The organism is Enterobacter oligotrophicus (assembly GCF_009176645.1).
Lineage (GTDB): Bacteria > Pseudomonadota > Gammaproteobacteria > Enterobacterales > Enterobacteriaceae > Enterobacter > Enterobacter oligotrophicus.
In genome coordinates this window covers 2,727,473-2,746,430 of record NZ_AP019007.1, presented here as the reverse complement: position 1 = coordinate 2,746,430, position 18,958 = coordinate 2,727,473, and the positions used below count along the sequence as shown (strand labels likewise).

15 protein-coding genes, 1 tRNA gene, 2 rRNA genes and 1 riboswitch are annotated in these 18,958 nt (G+C 56.0%); of the genes, 9 read left to right on the top strand and 9 right to left on the bottom strand.

From position 1 onward, the window contains the following. Nucleotides 1-18: 18 nt before the first annotated feature. From EoCCA6_RS13140 to EoCCA6_RS13130, 3 genes are all read right to left on the bottom strand, one after another. A 23S ribosomal RNA gene (locus EoCCA6_RS13140) occupies nt 19-2,922 on the bottom strand. A 222-nt stretch (nt 2,923-3,144) separates the two neighbouring features. After that, nucleotides 3,145-3,220 (bottom strand) — tRNA-Glu (locus EoCCA6_RS13135). An 84-nt stretch (nt 3,221-3,304) separates the two neighbouring features. Further along, nucleotides 3,305-4,846: ribosomal RNA gene (locus EoCCA6_RS13130) — 16S ribosomal RNA — on the bottom strand. Together the 16S and 23S rRNA genes with 1 tRNA gene alongside form the textbook arrangement of a ribosomal RNA operon. Before the next feature lie 559 nt (nt 4,847-5,405). Between EoCCA6_RS13130 and purH the strand changes: the two genes are divergently transcribed. Together purH and purD are read left to right on the top strand one after the other, a co-directional pair. Continuing rightward, nucleotides 5,406-6,995, top strand: coding sequence for a bifunctional phosphoribosylaminoimidazolecarboxamide formyltransferase/IMP cyclohydrolase (gene purH, locus EoCCA6_RS13125; protein ID WP_152083011.1), 1,590 nt, complete (start codon nt 5,406-5,408; stop codon nt 6,993-6,995). 15 nt (nt 6,996-7,010) lie between these two features. Further along, nucleotides 7,011-8,303 (top strand): phosphoribosylamine--glycine ligase, encoded by a 1,293-nt coding sequence (purD, locus tag EoCCA6_RS13120; protein ID WP_152083010.1) that lies wholly within the window; start codon nt 7,011-7,013, stop codon nt 8,301-8,303. A 67-nt stretch (nt 8,304-8,370) separates the two neighbouring features. On the opposite strand, the gene EoCCA6_RS13115 is transcribed toward purD, so the two are convergent. The 6 genes from EoCCA6_RS13115 to nudC form a co-directional block, all read right to left on the bottom strand. After that, a complete protein-coding gene (locus tag EoCCA6_RS13115) occupies nt 8,371-9,063 on the bottom strand; it encodes a DUF1481 domain-containing protein (RefSeq protein ID WP_152084450.1) in 693 nt (230 codons plus the stop codon). An 11-nt stretch (nt 9,064-9,074) separates the two neighbouring features. Beyond that, on the bottom strand, nt 9,075-9,347 hold the full coding sequence (gene hupA, locus EoCCA6_RS13110) for a nucleoid-associated protein HU-alpha (RefSeq protein ID WP_002445246.1): 273 nt from the start codon (nt 9,345-9,347) through the stop codon (nt 9,075-9,077). Nucleotides 9,348-9,533: 186 nt separating this feature from the next. Further along, nucleotides 9,534-10,124 (bottom strand): YjaG family protein, encoded by a 591-nt coding sequence (locus EoCCA6_RS13105; protein WP_152083009.1) that lies wholly within the window; start codon nt 10,122-10,124, stop codon nt 9,534-9,536. A gap of 41 nt (nt 10,125-10,165) precedes the next feature. Further along, the gene (gene nfi / locus EoCCA6_RS13100; RefSeq protein WP_152083008.1) at nt 10,166-10,837 is read right to left on the bottom strand and encodes a deoxyribonuclease V; all 672 of its coding nucleotides are present in this window, start codon (nt 10,835-10,837) and stop codon (nt 10,166-10,168) included. Nucleotides 10,838-10,846: 9 nt separating this feature from the next. Next, entirely contained in the window at nt 10,847-11,911 is a 1,065-nt protein-coding gene (gene hemE / locus EoCCA6_RS13095) for a uroporphyrinogen decarboxylase (protein ID WP_152083007.1), read from the bottom strand. 38 nt (nt 11,912-11,949) lie between these two features. Next, complete coding sequence (nudC, locus tag EoCCA6_RS13090; protein WP_152083006.1) at nt 11,950-12,723, bottom strand: NAD(+) diphosphatase; 774 nt, start codon at nt 12,721-12,723, stop codon at nt 11,950-11,952. Nucleotides 12,724-12,818: 95 nt separating this feature from the next. Between nudC and rsd the strand changes: the two genes are divergently transcribed. The 7 genes from rsd (at nt 12,819) to thiH (ending at nt 18,922) form a co-directional block, all read left to right on the top strand. After that, nucleotides 12,819-13,316 carry a sigma D regulator gene (gene rsd / locus EoCCA6_RS13085; RefSeq protein WP_152083005.1) on the top strand — a complete coding sequence of 166 codons (498 nt, stop codon included), beginning with the start codon at nt 12,819-12,821 and terminating at the stop codon, nt 13,314-13,316. Nucleotides 13,317-13,370: 54 nt separating this feature from the next. Further along, nucleotides 13,371-13,480, top strand: a riboswitch (TPP riboswitch). A 77-nt stretch (nt 13,481-13,557) separates the two neighbouring features. Next, complete coding sequence (gene thiC / locus EoCCA6_RS13080; RefSeq protein ID WP_152083004.1) at nt 13,558-15,453, top strand: phosphomethylpyrimidine synthase ThiC; 1,896 nt, start codon at nt 13,558-13,560, stop codon at nt 15,451-15,453. Further along, nucleotides 15,453-16,088: a thiamine phosphate synthase gene (gene thiE / locus EoCCA6_RS13075; protein ID WP_152083003.1), complete on the top strand. Its 636-nt coding sequence runs from the start codon at nt 15,453-15,455 to the stop codon at nt 16,086-16,088. Before thiC ends, thiE begins: the two co-directional genes overlap by 1 nt. Next, nucleotides 16,081-16,836 (top strand): HesA/MoeB/ThiF family protein, encoded by a 756-nt coding sequence (locus EoCCA6_RS13070; protein ID WP_152083002.1) that lies wholly within the window; start codon nt 16,081-16,083, stop codon nt 16,834-16,836. The genes thiE and EoCCA6_RS13070 overlap by 8 nt, the downstream gene beginning before the upstream one ends. Next, nucleotides 16,820-17,020 (top strand): sulfur carrier protein ThiS, encoded by a 201-nt coding sequence (gene thiS, locus EoCCA6_RS13065; RefSeq protein WP_152083001.1) that lies wholly within the window; start codon nt 16,820-16,822, stop codon nt 17,018-17,020. The genes EoCCA6_RS13070 and thiS overlap by 17 nt, the downstream gene beginning before the upstream one ends. A gap of 1 nt (nt 17,021) precedes the next feature. Next, the gene (gene thiG / locus EoCCA6_RS13060; protein WP_152083000.1) at nt 17,022-17,792 is read left to right on the top strand and encodes a thiazole synthase; all 771 of its coding nucleotides are present in this window, start codon (nt 17,022-17,024) and stop codon (nt 17,790-17,792) included. Beyond that, nucleotides 17,789-18,922 carry a 2-iminoacetate synthase ThiH gene (gene thiH, locus EoCCA6_RS13055; RefSeq protein WP_152082999.1) on the top strand — a complete coding sequence of 378 codons (1,134 nt, stop codon included), beginning with the start codon at nt 17,789-17,791 and terminating at the stop codon, nt 18,920-18,922. The genes thiG and thiH overlap by 4 nt, the downstream gene beginning before the upstream one ends. Nucleotides 18,923-18,958: the final 36 nt, after the last annotated feature.

The window sequence follows — 18,958 nt, the reverse complement described above, 5'->3', positions numbered from 1 at the left end:
AAACACCTTCGGCGTTGTAAGGTTAAGCCTCACGGTTCATTAGTATCGGTTAGCTCAACGCATCGCTGCGCTTACACACCCGACCTATCAACGTCGTCGTCTTCAACGTTCCTTCAGGAGACTTAAAGTCTCAGGGAGAACTCATCTCGGGGCAAGTTTCGTGCTTAGATGCTTTCAGCACTTATCTCTTCCGCATTTAGCTACCGGGCAGTGCCATTGGCATGACAACCCGAACACCAGTGATGCGTCCACTCCGGTCCTCTCGTACTAGGAGCAGCCCCCCTCAGTTCTCCAGCGCCCACGGCAGATAGGGACCGAACTGTCTCACGACGTTCTAAACCCAGCTCGCGTACCACTTTAAATGGCGAACAGCCATACCCTTGGGACCTACTTCAGCCCCAGGATGTGATGAGCCGACATCGAGGTGCCAAACACCGCCGTCGATATGAACTCTTGGGCGGTATCAGCCTGTTATCCCCGGAGTACCTTTTATCCGTTGAGCGATGGCCCTTCCATTCAGAACCACCGGATCACTATGACCTGCTTTCGCACCTGCTCGCGCCGTCACGCTCGCAGTCAAGCCAGCTTATGCCATTGCACTAACCTCCTGATGTCCGACCAGGATTAGCTGACCTTCGTGCTCCTCCGTTACTCTTTGGGAGGAGACCGCCCCAGTCAAACTACCCACCAGACACTGTCCGCAACCCGGATTACGGGTCCACGTTAGAACACCAGCCATTAAAGGGTGGTATTTCAAGGGCGGCTCCACGCAGACTGGCGTCCACGCTTCAAAGCCTCCCACCTATCCTACACATCAAGGACCAGTGTTCAGTGTCAAGCTATAGTAAAGGTTCACGGGGTCTTTCCGTCTTGCCGCGGGTACACTGCATCTTCACAGCGAGTTCAATTTCACTGAGTCTCGGGTGGAGACAGCCTGGCCATCATTACGCCATTCGTGCAGGTCGGAACTTACCCGACAAGGAATTTCGCTACCTTAGGACCGTTATAGTTACGGCCGCCGTTTACCGGGGCTTCGATCAAGAGCTTCGCGTTGCCGCTAACCCCATCAATTAACCTTCCGGCACCGGGCAGGCGTCACACCGTATACGTCCACTTTCGTGTTTGCACAGTGCTGTGTTTTTAATAAACAGTTGCAGCCAGCTGGTATCTTCGACTGATTTCAGCTCCACCCGCAGGGGCTTCACCTACATATCAGCGTGCCTTCTCCCGAAGTTACGGCACCATTTTGCCTAGTTCCTTCACCCGAGTTCTCTCAAGCGCCTTGGTATTCTCTACCTGACCACCTGTGTCGGTTTGGGGTACGATTTCGTGTTACCTGATGCTTAGAGGCTTTTCCTGGAAGCAGGGCATTTGTCACTTCAGCACCGTAGTGCCTCGTCATCACACCTCAGCGTTAAAAGGTACCGGATTTACCTGGAACCTCCGCCTACATGCTTAAACCGGGACAACCGTCGCCCGGCCGACATAGCCTTCTCCGTCCCCCCTTCGCAGTAACACCAAGTACAGGAATATTAACCTGTTTCCCATCGACTACGCCTTTCGGCCTCGCCTTAGGGGTCGACTCACCCTGCCCCGATTAACGTTGGACAGGAACCCTTGGTCTTCCGGCGAGCGGGCTTTTCACCCGCTTTATCGTTACTTATGTCAGCATTCGCACTTCTGATACCTCCAGCAACCCTCACAGGCCACCTTCAACGGCTTACAGAACGCTCCCCTACCCAACAACACATAGTGTCGCTGCCGCAGCTTCGGTGCATGGTTTAGCCCCGTTACATCTTCCGCGCAGGCCGACTCGACCAGTGAGCTATTACGCTTTCTTTAAATGATGGCTGCTTCTAAGCCAACATCCTGGCTGTCTGTGCCTTCCCACATCGTTTCCCACTTAACCATGACTTTGGGACCTTAGCTGGCGGTCTGGGTTGTTTCCCTCTTCACGACGGACGTTAGCACCCGCCGTGTGTCTCCCGTGATAACATTCTCCGGTATTCGCAGTTTGCATCGGGTTGGTAAGCCGGGATGGCCCCCTAGCCGAAACAGTGCTCTACCCCCGGAGATGAGTTCACGAGGCGCTACCTAAATAGCTTTCGGGGAGAACCAGCTATCTCCCGGTTTGATTGGCCTTTCACCCCCAGCCACAGGTCATCCGCTAATTTTTCAACATTAGTCGGTTCGGTCCTCCAGTTAGTGTTACCCAACCTTCAACCTGCCCATGGCTAGATCACCGGGTTTCGGGTCTATACCCTGCAACTTAACGCCCAGTTAAGACTCGGTTTCCCTGCGGCTCCCCTATTCGGTTAACCTTGCTACAGAATATAAGTCGCTGACCCATTATACAAAAGGTACGCAGTCACACCACGAAGGTGCTCCCACTGCTTGTACGTACACGGTTTCAGGTTCTTTTTCACTCCCCTCGCCGGGGTTCTTTTCGCCTTTCCCTCACGGTACTGGTTCACTATCGGTCAGTCAGGAGTATTTAGCCTTGGAGGATGGTCCCCCCATATTCAGACAGGATACCACGTGTCCCGCCCTACTCTTCGAGTTCACAGCATATGTGCTTTCGTGTACGGGACTATCACCCTGTACCGTGCGACTTTCCAGACGCTTCCACTAACACACAAGCTGATTCAGACTCCGGGCTGCTCCCCGTTCGCTCGCCGCTACTGGGGGAATCTCGGTTGATTTCTTTTCCTCGGGGTACTTAGATGTTTCAGTTCCCCCGGTTCGCCTCACAGCACTATGTATTCATGCTGTGATGATGCACCGTAGTGCACCGGGTTTCCCCATTCGGACATCGCCGGGTCAAAGGTTCATATCACCTCGCCGGCGCTTTTCGCAGATTAGCACGTCCTTCATCGCCTCTGACTGCCAGGGCATCCACCGTGTACGCTTAGTCGCTTAACCTCACAACCCGAAGATGTTTCACTTCATGATTGCGAAAATTTGAGAGACTCGAACACACATTAACTGTGTGTCGTTTCAATTTTCAGCTTGATCCAGATTTTTAAAGAGCAAATATCTCAAACATGACTCGCAAGTCAGTTTTGAGATACAGGTGTCGGTGACTTTCACTCACAAACCAGCAAGTGGCGTCCCCTGGGAGGTCTGACCTCATCAGTTAACGCTTGGCGTCCCCTAGGGGATTCGAACCCCTGTTACCGCCGTGAAAGGGCGGTGTCCTGGGCCTCTAGACGAAGGGGACGTACAGTCTCAATCGCAAGACGCCTTGCTGTTTACTTTTCATCAGACAATCTGTGTGGACACTACAAAGGCAGGTTCTTTAAGGTAAGGAGGTGATCCAACCGCAGGTTCCCCTACGGTTACCTTGTTACGACTTCACCCCAGTCATGAATCACAAAGTGGTAAGCGCCCTCCCGAAGGTTAAGCTACCTACTTCTTTTGCAACCCACTCCCATGGTGTGACGGGCGGTGTGTACAAGGCCCGGGAACGTATTCACCGTGGCATTCTGATCCACGATTACTAGCGATTCCGACTTCATGGAGTCGAGTTGCAGACTCCAATCCGGACTACGACGCACTTTATGAGGTCCGCTTGCCCTCGCGGGGTCGCTTCTCTTTGTATGCGCCATTGTAGCACGTGTGTAGCCCTGGTCGTAAGGGCCATGATGACTTGACGTCATCCCCACCTTCCTCCAGTTTATCACTGGCAGTCTCCTTTGAGTTCCCGGCCTAACCGCTGGCAACAAAGGATAAGGGTTGCGCTCGTTGCGGGACTTAACCCAACATTTCACAACACGAGCTGACGACAGCCATGCAGCACCTGTCTCAGAGTTCCCGAAGGCACCAAGCCATCTCTGGCAAGTTCTCTGGATGTCAAGACCAGGTAAGGTTCTTCGCGTTGCATCGAATTAAACCACATGCTCCACCGCTTGTGCGGGCCCCCGTCAATTCATTTGAGTTTTAACCTTGCGGCCGTACTCCCCAGGCGGTCGACTTAACGCGTTAGCTCCGGAAGCCACGCCTCAAGGGCACAACCTCCAAGTCGACATCGTTTACGGCGTGGACTACCAGGGTATCTAATCCTGTTTGCTCCCCACGCTTTCGCACCTGAGCGTCAGTCTTTGTCCAGGGGGCCGCCTTCGCCACCGGTATTCCTCCAGATCTCTACGCATTTCACCGCTACACCTGGAATTCTACCCCCCTCTACAAGACTCCAGCCTGCCAGTTTCGAATGCAGTTCCCAGGTTGAGCCCGGGGATTTCACATCCGACTTGACAGACCGCCTGCGTGCGCTTTACGCCCAGTAATTCCGATTAACGCTTGCACCCTCCGTATTACCGCGGCTGCTGGCACGGAGTTAGCCGGTGCTTCTTCTGCGGGTAACGTCAATTGCTGCGGTTATTAACCACAACACCTTCCTCCCCGCTGAAAGTACTTTACAACCCGAAGGCCTTCTTCATACACGCGGCATGGCTGCATCAGGCTTGCGCCCATTGTGCAATATTCCCCACTGCTGCCTCCCGTAGGAGTCTGGACCGTGTCTCAGTTCCAGTGTGGCTGGTCATCCTCTCAGACCAGCTAGGGATCGTCGCCTAGGTGAGCCGTTACCCCACCTACCAGCTAATCCCATCTGGGCACATCTGATGGCAAGAGGCCCGAAGGTCCCCCTCTTTGGTCTTGCGACATTATGCGGTATTAGCTACCGTTTCCAGTAGTTATCCCCCTCCATCAGGCAGTTTCCCAGACATTACTCACCCGTCCGCCGCTCGCCGGCAAAGTAGCAAGCTACTTCCCGCTGCCGCTCGACTTGCATGTGTTAGGCCTGCCGCCAGCGTTCAATCTGAGCCATGATCAAACTCTTCAATTTAAGTTTGATGCTCGTGAATTAAACTTCGTAATGAATTACGTATGTTCACTCAGAGACTTGGTATTCATTTTTCGTCTTGCGACGTTAAGAATCCATGTCACTTTGAGTGCCCACACAGATTGTCTGATAAATTGTTAAAGAGCAGTTGCGACGCGCTTCAGCGCTCTGTCGCGAGGTGGCGTATATTACGCTTTCCTCTTTCAGAGTCAACCCTGTTTTTCAGGATTTTTCTCTTCAGCCGACCGGGTTGTCTGTGAAGTGATTCACATCCGCCGTGTCGATGGAGGCGCATTATAGGGAGTTCTCTGCAGGCCGCAACCGTTAAATGACAGAAAAATGACTGACTGCTGCATTCCACAGCAAAACCCCGCTTTATACCTTTTTACACACAGAGTTATCCACAATGATACGAAAAAGTGAAAATGTGCGAGCGTTGCGCAAACGTTTTCGTTAAAATGCTCGCGCTTTACAAGGATGCCCCGTCAGGTGTGTTAGATGAGTTTTTCGCAGGAAAATTCATCTAACGCTCTCTGTAATCGTGAAATCCAGGGGATTTACCATGCAACAACGTCGTCCAGTCCGCCGTGCTCTGCTCAGTGTTTCTGATAAAGCCGGTATCGTCGAATTCGCTCAGGCTCTTTCTGCACGTGGCGTGGAGCTGCTATCTACAGGTGGCACTGCGCGCCTGTTAGCAGAGAAAGGCCTGCCGGTAACCGAAGTGTCCGATTACACCGGTTTCCCGGAAATGATGGATGGACGCGTCAAAACTCTGCACCCGAAAGTGCACGGCGGTATTCTGGGCCGTCGCGGTCAGGACGATGGCATTATGGAACAGCATGATATCGCCCCCATCGATATGGTTGTTGTTAACCTCTACCCGTTCGCCCAGACCGTTGCCCGCGAAGGCTGTTCTCTGGAAGACGCCGTAGAGAATATTGATATCGGCGGCCCGACCATGGTGCGCTCCGCAGCCAAGAACCATAAAGATGTGGCCATCGTGGTGAAGAGCAGCGACTACAACACCATTATTAATGAGATGGATGCCAACGAAGGGTCACTAACGCTTGAAACGCGTTTCGACCTCGCCATCAAAGCCTTCGAACATACCGCCGCGTACGACAGCATGATCGCCAACTACTTCGGTAGCCTGGTGCCGGCTTACCACGGTGAAAGCAAAGATCCTTCTGGCCGCTTCCCGCGCACCCTGAACCTGAACTTCATTAAGAAGCAGGATATGCGCTACGGCGAGAACAGCCACCAGCAGGCTGCCTTCTATATAGAAGAAGAGGTAAAAGAAGCCTCTGTTGCGACCGCCCAGCAGGTGCAGGGCAAAGCGCTCTCCTATAACAACATTGCCGACACCGACGCTGCGCTGGAGTGCGTGAAAGAGTTCAGCGAACCCGCCTGCGTTATCGTCAAGCACGCCAACCCATGCGGCGTTGCGGTAAGCACCTCCATTCTGGATGCTTACGATCGTGCGTACAAAACCGACCCGACCTCCGCGTTCGGCGGCATTATTGCTTTCAACCGCGAGCTGGACGCCGAAACCGCGCAGGCCATCATCTCTCGCCAGTTTGTTGAAGTGATCATCGCGCCATCGGCATCCGAAGACGCGCTGAAAATCACTGCCGCCAAACAAAATGTGCGCGTGCTGGTTTGCGGCCAGTGGGCGGAACGCGTTCCGGGACTGGACTTCAAACGCGTGAACGGCGGTCTGCTGGTTCAGGATCGCGATCTGGGTATGGTGACAGAAGCCGACCTGCGCGTGGTAACCAAGCGTCAGCCAACCGAACAGGAACTGCGTGACGCGCTGTTCTGCTGGAAGGTGGCGAAGTTCGTGAAATCCAACGCCATCGTCTACGCGAAAGAGAACATGACCATCGGGATAGGCGCAGGCCAGATGAGCCGCGTCTACTCCGCGAAAATCGCCGGGATTAAAGCAGGCGACGAAGGGCTGGAAGTGAAAGGCTCCGCCATGGCCTCTGACGCCTTCTTCCCGTTCCGTGATGGCATCGACGCGGCGGCTGCAGTGGGCATCACCTGCGTGATCCAGCCTGGCGGCTCTATCCGCGACGACGAAGTGATTGCCGCTGCCGACGAACACGGCATCGCAATGATCTTCACCGACATGCGTCACTTCCGCCATTAATTCCCGGAGCAGAAAATGAAAGTATTAGTGATTGGTAATGGCGGGCGCGAGCACGCCCTGGCATGGAAAGCGGCGCAGTCACCGCTGGTGAAAACCGTTTTTGTCGCACCGGGTAACGCGGGTACTGCGCTGGAGCCTGCGCTGCAAAACGTGGCTATCGGCGTGACTGACATTCCCGCGCTGCTGAGCTTTGCCCGGAACGAAAACATCGATCTGACGATTGTTGGACCGGAAGCACCGCTGGTGACTGGCGTCGTTGACGCCTTCCGCACCGCAGGCCTGAAAATCTTCGGCCCGACGGAAGGTGCCGCGCAGCTGGAAGGCTCTAAAGCCTTCACCAAAGATTTCCTCGCGCGTCATAACATCCCGACGGCGGAATATCAAAACTTCACCGAAGTCGAGCCCGCTCTGGCCTACTTACGTGAAAAAGGCGCGCCGATTGTCATCAAGGCCGATGGTCTGGCCGCCGGTAAAGGCGTTATCGTGGCGATAACGCTCGAAGAAGCGGAAGCTGCGGTTCAGGATATGCTGGCGGGCAATGCCTTTGGCGATGCAGGTCACCGCATCGTGATTGAAGAGTTCCTCGACGGCGAAGAAGCGAGTTTCATCGTGATGGTTGACGGCGAGCACGTTCTGCCGATGGCCACCAGCCAGGATCACAAGCGCGTGGGTAATGGCGATACCGGCCCGAATACCGGCGGGATGGGCGCGTACTCCCCTGCTCCGGTGGTCACTGACGAAGTGCATCAACGCACCATGGATCGCATCATCTGGCCTACCGTGAAAGGGATGGCGGCGGAAGGTAACATCTACACCGGTTTCCTTTACGCTGGCCTGATGATCGACAAGCAAGGCAATCCGAAGGTGATTGAATTCAACTGCCGCTTCGGCGATCCGGAAACTCAGCCTATCATGCTGCGCATGAAATCTGACCTGGTCGACCTGTGCCTGGCAGCCTGTGAAGGCAAGCTGGACGAGAAAACCTCCGAGTGGGATGAGCGTGCGTCGCTGGGCGTGGTGATTGCTGCGGGTGGTTATCCGGGCAACTACAACACCGGGGATGAGATCCACGGCCTGCCGCTGGAAGAGATTGACGGCGCGAAGGTGTTCCATGCCGGTACGAAGCTGGCTGACGACGATCGCGTGCTCACCAACGGCGGTCGCGTGCTGTGTGCGACCGCACTGGGTCATACCGTGGCAGAAGCGCAGAAACGCGCCTATGCGCTGATGGCGGATATTCACTGGAACGGCAGCTTCAGCCGCCAGGATATCGGCTATCGCGCGATTGCACGTGAGCAAGGCGAGTAAGGGAGCCGTCTTTACCCCTCACCCTAACCCTCTCCCCTAAGGGGAGAGGGAACCGATCGCGATCCCATTAAAAACTTTTTTCTGTCGGCTGCCAGGTACAGAAATCTTCGTTCGCCACCAGCAGCAGCTGAGAGCCTTCCGGCGCTTCCAGCCATGCCACACTCACATCCATAGATGAATGGCGCTGACGGCGCTCAATATGTTGAATCGCCCAGGATTCGAGGTCAGGCTTGACAGTCTGCCCTTCGCAGGTGGTTACCGAGCCATCGGTATGCCAGCGCCCCTGACGCAGCACAACGCGTCCCAAACGCAGCGCATCGCTGGTCTGACGGATTTGTTCAGCACGGTAACGGTAGAGAGCAACTTGATCACTCGAAAGCTGCTGTTTTTGACCGCTGACTTCGTGCTGCATAAAACTCAGCTCGCCGTGGTCGTCAAAACGCACTTTCACGTGTTCGGGGGTCTTGCTGTAGACGTTCAGTTCGATCAGCGACAGGTCTTCTCCCTGCCAGCGATATTCCGCCGTCGAGGTATTGCCGCTATGCCACGGACTGAAAGCGGAAAGCAGATGCACTTCACCGCCGGAATCTTTGCGCCAGATCCTGACCGCACCCTGATTGTCAGCGTAGCCGCTGGCGGTAAAGGGAGGCAGAGAGGAGTCGTGGCTACAGGCGGACAAGAACAGCACGCCTGCCAGCGCGAGCGTTCCACGCCAGATAGACAAAAGGGGCGTTGCCGCCCCTTCGTTAAAACTGTTCACTGCCACGCGTCTTACTTAACTGCGTCTTTCAGTGCTTTACCAGAAACAAATGCCGGTACGTTAGCTGCGGCGATTTTGATTTCTTTACCGGTCTGTGGGTTGCGGCCAGTACGCTCAGCGCGGTGGTTCACTTTGAAGGTACCGAAACCAACCAGTTGTACAGCATCGCCTTCTTTCAGAGACTCAGTAATAGCAGCCAGGGTAGATTCCAGAGCAGCTTTAGCCTGCACTTTAGACAGATCAGCCTTGTCCGCAATTACATCAATCAGTTGAGTCTTGTTCATAAGTTATCCTTTCAATGTGTTTATCGCTTGCTAAGCATCGAGTGCGACGAAAATGCCAAAAAAGCACTCTCCTGCATACACGCACCGATAGCCACTTTTTTTCGCCCCCCAAATGTAGACCAGACGGGGGGCAGAAGGGAAGAGTCGAGGTGCGACAAAACAGGCGTTAAATCACGTTTTGTTGTCTCATTGGTTAAAAATTATACCAATATTGCTCTCACCGGCCTCACGTAAGTCTGCACGCAGCCCTTTGATCAGCTCAATATCGCGTTCTTCGCACTCTGCCAGCAGGCGGAAAATCTCCCACTGGATGTCCCATTCCTGCTCAACCGCCGGGTTCGCCCGCAATTCTTCGTCGGTCATTTCGCGGCCTTCCTGGGTCATTTCCAGCATCGCCACGGTCGTAATGGATGCCTTACTGACTTCGATAGCATGTTCCAGCGTTTCGCCACTCAGACGGGAGTGAATCAGCTCGCTTAACGCCACGCAGGCGTCGATGGCCGGATAGACACCATACAGGTCAAAATCATCCGCTACCGGAATAGCCTCTTCCAGCTTCTCGAGCTGAGAGTCGAAGTTCACCTTCGCGTCTTTGACCGTTAACGTCTCCCAGATTAAATCCAGGATACGGCGATAGATGTGGCCATCACCAAACTCGGTCTGCTTGCAGAACGCGGCATAATTGGGATACATGCGCTCGCACAGGCAGGCCATAAAGGTGACGTGCTGCCAGCTTTCCAGCTTCTCAAGGCGCAGGTGAATCGGGTTTTGTAGCATGATGATGTCTCGAATCGAAAATTAGCCGCAGTTTACCTGAATCATGGCTGAATTTCCTGCCAACGAACAAAAGCCGGACGCGCGGAGGCGACGGCATCCGCCCAGCGTGTCGGTTCCGGTAAACGGTAGCCCTTCATACAGTGCTGCACCCACGCCAGCGCGCTGTCCATGCTCACCCGATGTCCGGTGGCAATAAACAACGGGTTACAGCGTGCTTTACTGCGCCACACCCATGCCAGCTGCTCGCCTTTATCGATAAGCGGTGCCAGCGCGCCCGGCTCGTCGGAGAGTGGCTCAAACTTACCGCAGAGGCGTTTCTTGGCGACACCGATGGTCGGCACGTCCACCAGCAAACCAAAGTGACTGGCAACGCCTAAACGGCGCGGATGGGAGATACCGTGTCCGTCCACGAAAAGCAGGTCAGGTTTTTGCGAGAGTTGTTCCCACGCTGCCAGCAGCGCGGGATATTCACGGAAGGAGAGAAAGCCAGGAATGTAGGGCATGGTGGTAGCGATGCGCGCCACCTTGTACTCCACCAGCTCAAGCGAGGGATACTTCAGCAGCACCATCGCCGCGCGCGTCACTTCGCCGCCCTGCTCAAAACCGACGTCCGCTCCGCCAATGTACTGCGGGGGATCTCTGTCCGGGCGATCCTCGCGGATCACCGATGAGGCCAGTTCGATTTGTTGAGCGCGTAGCGACGCGAGATCCATAACCACTCCTTACTTGTGATACTGCGCAGAAAGCCGATGCACCGCCTCCACAAATACGCCAGCGTGTTCTGGCGGCACATCCTGATGAATACCGTGGCCGAGGTTAAAGACGTGGCCTTCACCCTGGCCGAAACCAGACAGTATAGTCGACACTTCTTCTTCAATGCGGGCTGGCTGTGCGTAGAGCATGGACGGGTCCATATTGCCCTGCAGCGCCACTTTATCGCCCACGCGACGGCGCGCATCGGCAATATCGGTCGTCCAGTCGAGACCCAGCGCGTCGCAGCCGGTCGCCGCCATCGCTTCCAGCCACTGACCGCCGCCTTTGGTAAACAGCGTCACCGGCACGCGACGACCTTCGTTTTCACGCAGCAGGCCATCGACGATTTTGTGCATGTAGTACAGGGAGAACTGCTGATAATCGCGCCCGGTCAGCACGCCGCCCCAGGTATCGAAAATCATCACCGACTGCGCGCCCGCTTTGATCTGCGCGTTGAGATAGAGCGTGACGCTCTTCGCCAGCTTGTCGAGTAGCGCATGCAGCGCCAGCGGCTCGGCGTACATCATCTTTTTGATCACGGTAAAGGCTTTGCTGCTGCCACCTTCCACCATATAGGTCGCCAGCGTCCACGGGCTACCGGAGAAGCCAATCAATGGCACTTCACCTTTCAATTCACGGCGAATGGTGCGCACGGCGTTCATCACATAGCCCAGTTCGCCTTCCGGATCGGGGATCGGCAGCTTATCAACGTCGGCTTTGCTTTTGACTGGGGAGGTGAAACGCGGGCCTTCGCCGGTTTCGAAGTACAGGCCAAGGCCCATCGCATCCGGAATAGTCAGAATGTCCGAAAAGAGAATGGCAGCATCCAGCGGGAAGCGACGCAGCGGCTGGAGCGTCACTTCACAGGCCAGCTCGGCGTTTTTGCACAGCGACATAAAATCGCCGGCCTGCGCGCGCGTGGCTTTGTACTCCGGGAGATAGCGTCCCGCCTGGCGCATCATCCACACCGGGGTGACATCAACGGGCTGGCGCAGCAGCGCACGCAGATAACGATCGTTCTTCAGTTCGGTCATTTTTGCATTTCCTTAAGCGTCATGGCCTCAGTGTAACACTACTCATACTCGGCCCGACACATCGCCACGGTATCTTCTATCAACCGACGCGCCACGGTGCCTGGCGGCGGTAGCAGCGGTAAATCGTCATAGCGATACCAGTTCGCTTCCAGCAGCTCTTTCTGATCGATAACAATCTCACCGCTGTCGTATTCGGCCATAAACGCGGTCATCAACGACATCGGGAATGGCCACGGCTGTGAAGTGACATAGCGCAGGTTCTTCACCTTAATACTGCTCTCTTCCATCACCTCGCGCGCCACCGCCTGCTCCAGCGTTTCGCCCACTTCAACGAACCCGGCCAGCACGGTATGAATGCCGTTGCGATGACGGGTATGTTGCGCCAGCAGGATGGAATCCTCGCGGCGGATAGCGACGATGATGCACGGCGCAATCTGAGGGTAATAGCGTTCGCGGCAGTGGCTGCAGAGCATCGCCCACTCGGTTTTGCTCGGATGCATGGTATGCCCACAGTAACCACAGAATTTATGCGAGCGATAAAACTCCGCCAGTTGCACACCACGGCCCGCCAGCTGGAACAACCCCACGTCCAGATCCAGCACCTGACGAACAGATCCCATATCCTGGCGACGAGCTTGTTGGATCAACCACACAGGCTCACCCTGCCACTCACCGATCCTCAGTGCGGACTGGCCTGCAAGATCAAATTTTTCCGCTGTGCCGTAGGGTATTTCCCCGGCGGGCAGCCATAATTTTTGTTCGTGACTGACGATCCACCAACCAAGATCTGATTTTTCAATAATACGATCCATATCTATTGCACTACCTTCGCTTCACTGACATGTTGTTAGCATTGTGGTTACATTTTGGTTAAGCCGATTCAATTCTAAACCTTGCGGAGTCGAACATGTTAAACCAGCTAGAAAGCCTGACTGAGCGCGTTAGAGGAAGTAATACACTGGTGGATCGCTGGCTACATGTGCGCAAGCATCTACTCGTGGCGTATTACAATCTGGTCGGTATTAAGCCTGGCAAAGAATCGTTTATGCGGCTGAATGAAAAAGCGCTGGATGACTTTTGTCAGAGCCTGGTCGACTACCTGTCCGACGGCCATTTCAATATTTATGAACGTATTATCCGCGAAATGGAAGGCAGTAACCCGTATTTAAGTGCATCAAGGCTCTGTCCACTGCTGGAAGCCAATACCCAGCAGATCATGGATTACTACGATTCCACGCTTGAGAATGCGATCGATCACGATAACTATCTTGAGTTTCAGCAGGCGCTGTCCGATCTCGGTGAAGCGCTGGAAGAGCGATTCACCCTGGAAGACAAGCTGATTGCCCTCGCGTTGGATAACGACCTGAACGCAAGCAATGAAGATAACATCGCGCGGCCTGCTTGAGTTCTTAGTCGTTAACGAGTAATTTACAAATAGTCGCCCCTCTCACGAGGGGGATTTTTCTTGTCGGAGTGCCCAGTGTGAAAGCACGGGCTGAGACCGTTAATTCGGGATCCGCGGAACCTGATCAGGCTAATACCTGCGAAGGGAACAAGAGTAAAACTGCTTTGTATCGCCCCAGGGCGATCTCCTCTTGCTTCATCCGTCGTCTGACAAGCCATGTCCTTCACTTTTGGAATGAGCTATGTCTGCAACAAAACTGACCCGCCGCGAACAGCGCGCACAAGCACAACACTTCATCAATACGCTGGAAGGCACTGCTTTCCCGAACTCAAAACGTATTTACATCACCGGCCCGAAGAACAATATCCGCGTCCCGATGCGCGAAATCCAGCTCAGCCCGACGCTTATCGGCGGCAGCAAAGAACAGCCGCAATATGAAGTTAACGAAGCGGTGCCGGTGTACGACACCTCCGGCCCGTACGGCGATCCGGATGTTGCCATTAACGTCCAGCAGGGGCTGGCAAAGCTGCGCCAGCCGTGGATTGACGCACGTAACGACAGCGAAGAACTAAACGAGCAAAGCTCTGCGTACACCAAAGAACGTCTGGCTGACGATGGTCTGGACGAACTGCGTTTCACCGGTCTGCTGACGCCAAAACGTGCGAAAGCGGGTAAATGCGTCACGCAGTTGCACTACGCGCGCCAGGGTATCGTCACGCCGGAGATGGAATTTATTGCCATCCGTGAAAACATGGGCCGCGAGCGCATCCGCAGCGAAGTGCTGCGCCACCAGCATCCGGGCGAAGGTTTTGGTGCTCGCCTGCCGGAGAACATCACGCCAGAATTTGTGCGTGACGAAGTGGCCGCCGGTCGCGCCATTATTCCTGCCAACATCAACCACCCGGAATCCGAGCCGATGATCATTGGCCGCAACTTCCTGGTGAAGGTCAATGCCAACATTGGTAACTCAGCGGTCACTTCGTCCATTGAAGAGGAGGTGGAAAAGCTGGTCTGGTCTACGCGCTGGGGCGCAGACACGGTAATGGATCTCTCTACCGGGCGTTATATCCACGAAACCCGCGAATGGGTGCTGCGTAACAGCCCGGTGCCGATTGGCACGGTGCCAATCTATCAGGCACTTGAGAAAGTGAATGGCATTGCGGAAAACCTCACCTGGGAAGCCTTCCGCGATACGTTGCTTGAGCAGGCTGAACAGGGCGTGGACTATTTCACCATTCACGCTGGTGTGCTGCTGCGCTACGTGCCAATGACGGCGAAGCGCCTGACCGGAATTGTCTCGCGTGGCGGTTCGATCATGGCGAAGTGGTGCCTGTCTCATCACCAGGAAAACTTCCTCTACGAACACTTCCGCGAGATCTGCGAAATCTGCGCCGCCTATGACGTATCCCTGTCGCTGGGCGACGGCCTGCGTCCGGGCTCCATCCGCGACGCCAACGACGAAGCACAGTTTGCCGAACTGCACACGCTGGGCGAGCTGACCAAAATCGCCTGGGAGTATGATGTGCAGGTGATGATTGAAGGTCCGGGACATGTGCCGATGCAGATGATCCGCCGCAACATGACCGAAGAGCTGGAGCACTGCCACGAAGCACCGTTCTACACGCTGGGCCCCTTGACGACCGACATCGCACCGGGTTACGACCACTTCACGTCGGGAATTGGTGCGGCGATGATCGGCTGGTTCGGCTGCGCAATGCTCTGCTACGTGACGCCAAAAGAGCACCTTGGGCTGCCTAACAAAGAGGACGTGAAGCAGGGTCTGATCACCTACAAGATTGCCGCCCACGCGGCGGATCTCGCCAAAGGTCATCCGGGCGCGCAAATCCGTGATAACGCCATGTCGAAAGCACGCTTTGAATTCCGTTGGGAAGATCAGTTCAACCTGGCGCTCGACCCGTTCACCGCCCGCGCCTATCACGACGAAACCCTGCCTCAGGAATCCGGCAAAGTGGCACACTTCTGCTCTATGTGTGGGCCAAAATTCTGCTCGATGAAAATCAGCCAGGAGGTGCGTGACTACGCCGCCGCGCAGACTATCGAGGTGGGTATGGCGGACATGTCAGAAACCTTCCGCGCCAAAGGCGGCGAAATCTACCTCAAAAAAGAGGAGGCATAATGTACCAGCCTGATTTCCCCCCTGTCCCCTTCCGCTTAGGGCTTTACCCGGTGGTGGATAGTGTAGCGTGGATCGCTCGCCTGCTGGAGGCAGGCGTTCGCACGATCCAGCTGCGCATCAAAGATAAACGCGATGACGAGGTAGAGGCCGATGTGGTCGCCGCCATTGAACTGGGGCGGCGCTATGATGCCCGCCTGTTTATCAACGACTATTGGCGGCTGGCGATCAAACACCAGGCCTACGGCGTGCATCTCGGTCAGGAAGATCTGGAGACAACCGACCTCAACGCCATCCGCAAAGCAGGCCTGCGCCTGGGCGTGTCGACGCACGATGATATGGAGATTGATATTGCGCTGGCAGCCCGCCCGTCCTATATCGCGCTCGGCCACGTTTTCCCGACACAAACTAAGCAGATGCCGTCTGCCCCGCAGGGTTTGACGCAACTGGCGAGTCACGTCGAACGCCTGGCGGATTATCCAACGGTCGCCATCGGTGGGATCAGCCTTGAGCGCGCCCCCGCCGTTCTGAAGACCGGCGTCGGCAGTATTGCTGTCGTCAGCGCCATCACCCAGGCGGCAGACTGGCAGGCCGCTACCGCACAGCTCTTACAGCTGGCAGGAGCTGGCGATGAATGACCAGGATTTTATGCGCTACAGCCGCCAGATCCTGCTTGAGGATATCGCCATTGACGGGCAGCAAAAGCTGCTCGCCAGCCGGGTTCTGATTGTCGGCCTGGGAGGATTAGGCGCACCCGCGGCGCTCTATCTGGCAGGCGCTGGCGTCGGCACGCTGGTGCTGGCCGACGACGACGAGGTGCACCTCAGCAATCTGCAGCGGCAAATTCTCTTTACCACCGGGGATATCAACCAGCCTAAAGCACAGATCACACAGCAGCGGTTGAACCTGCTAAACCCGGATATCGAACTGATTGCACTCCAGGAGCGGCTCAGCGGCGAAAGCCTGTTGCGTGAAGTCGCCCTGGCCGATGTGGTGCTGGACTGTACCGACAATATGGCCACGCGTCAGGCGATCAATACCGCCTGCGTGGCGCAGAACGTACCGCTCATTACCGCCAGTGCAGTCGGCTTCGGTGGGCAGATGATGGTCCTGACACCGCCGTGGGCGCGGGGATGCTATCGCTGCCTGTGGCCGGATGATGCGGAGCCAGAACGCAACTGCCGCACGGCGGGCATTCTCGGCCCCGTGGTGGGCGTGATGGGCACTCTGCAGGCGCTGGAGGCTATTAAGCTCCTCAGCGGTATGGAGACGGAACGTAATACGCTGCGCCTGTTTGATGCCCGCTCCGGTAGCTGGCGGCATCTGGCGCTTCACCGCGCCAGCCACTGCCCGGTATGCGGAGGGCACGATGCGCATTCTGTTTAACGATGAGCCAATGCAGTGCGACGAAAATCTCACCATCGCCGCGCTACTTGAGACGCTACGCCAGCTTAAACCGGGGACGGCACTGGCGCTCAATCAACAGATCCTGCCGCGCGAGCAGTGGGAGCACCAGCAGGTGAGCGAAGGCGATCAGATCCTGCTGTTTCAGGTTATTGCAGGGGGCTGAAATGTTACGTATTGCCGATAAAGTCTTTGATTCGCATTTGTTTACCGGAACCGGGAAATTCGCCTCGCCGCAGCTGATGGTGGATGCCATCCGTGAAAGCGGCAGCCAACTGGTAACGCTGGCACTGAAGCGCGTGGATCTGCGTCATCACAGCGATGCTATTCTGGCACCGCTGCTGGAAGCGGGCGTCATGCTGCTGCCAAACACCTCCGGTGCCAAAACCGCTGAAGAGGCAATTTTCGCCGCCCGACTGGCACGTGAAGCCCTCGGTACGCACTGGCTGAAGCTGGAAATTCACCCGGATGCTCGCTGGCTGCTGCCTGACCCAATCGAAACCCTGAAAGCCGCGGAAAAGCTGGTGCAACAAGGGTTTACCGTGCTGCCCTACTGCGGTGCCGACCCCGTCCTGTGTAAACGTCTGGAGGAAGTTGGCTGCGCGGCTGTCATGCCGCTGGGCGCACCTATTGGCTCTAATCAGGGGCTGGGGACCCGCGCGATGCTGGAAATTATCATCGAACAGGCCACCGTGCCGGTGGTGGTTGACGCTGGCATCGGCGTACCAAGCCATGCCGCCCAGGCACTGGAAATGGGTGCTGACGCGGTGCTGGTGAACACGGCGATTGCCGTCGCTGACGATCCGGTGATGATGGCGCGCGCCTTCCGCCTGGCGGTGGACGCAGGTTTACTGGCGCGGCAGTCTGGCCCCGGCTCGCGCAGTTTTCAGGCGCAGGCCACCAGCCCGCTGACCGGTTTTCTGGAGACACTCTCATGACCACATTTACCGATCGCTGGCGGCAGCTTAACTGGGACGATATTCGCCTGCGCATCAACGGCAAAACGCATGCTGACGTGGAACGGGCGTTAAATGCCCGTCATCCGTCCCGCGAAGACATGATGGCCCTGCTCTCCCCGGCGGCCAGCGCATACCTGGAACCGATGGCACAGCGCGCCCAGCGCCTCACACGCCAGCGCTTTGGCAACACGGTGAGCTTTTACGTCCCGCTCTATCTTTCAAACCTGTGCGCCAATGACTGTACCTACTGTGGCTTTTCCATGAGCAACCGCATCAAGCGCAAAACGCTGGACGAAAACGAAATCGCGCGCGAATGTGCAGCCATTCGGGAGATGGGCTTCGAGCATCTCCTGCTGGTAACGGGTGAGCATCAGGGCAAGGTCGGGATGGACTACTTCCGCCAGCACCTGCCCGCCATTCGCCGTGAATTTTCCTCGTTACAGATGGAAGTGCAGCCTCTGTCACAGGACGAATACGCAGAGCTAAAAACCCTCGGGCTCGATGGCGTTATGGTCTATCAGGAGACGTATCACGAGGCGACGTACGCCCGTCACCATCTGAAGGGTAATAAACAGGATTTCGTGTTTCGGCTGGAAACGCCGGACAGGCTGGGCCGGGCCGGTATCGACAAAATTGGTCTTGGTGCCCTGACAGGCTTGTCTGACAGCTGGCGAGTGGATTGCTATATGGTGGCAGAGCATCTGCTATGGCTGCAGCAACACTACTGGCAGAGCCGCTACTCGATCTCCTTTCCACGGTTGCGCCCGTGTACGGGGGGAATTGAACCTGCTTCGCTGATGGATGAAAGGCAACTGGTGCAAACCATCTGCGCGTTTCGTCTGTTCTCGCCAGAGGTCGAATTATCACTCTCAACGCGTGAATCACCCGCGTTCCGCGATCGGGTGATCCCGCTTGCGATAAACAACGTCAGCGCCTTTTCCAAAACACAACCAGGCGGCTACGCCGACAACCATCCGGAGCTGGAGCAGTTTGCCCCGCATGACGATCGACGCCCGGAAGCGGTTGCAGAAGCCCTGACAGCGCAAGGGCTACAACCCGTCTGGAAAGACTGGGATAGCTGGCTGGGAAGAGCCTCGCAATTACGCTGAAACACAATGTAAAGCAACGGAAAGGTTACGAAGCGG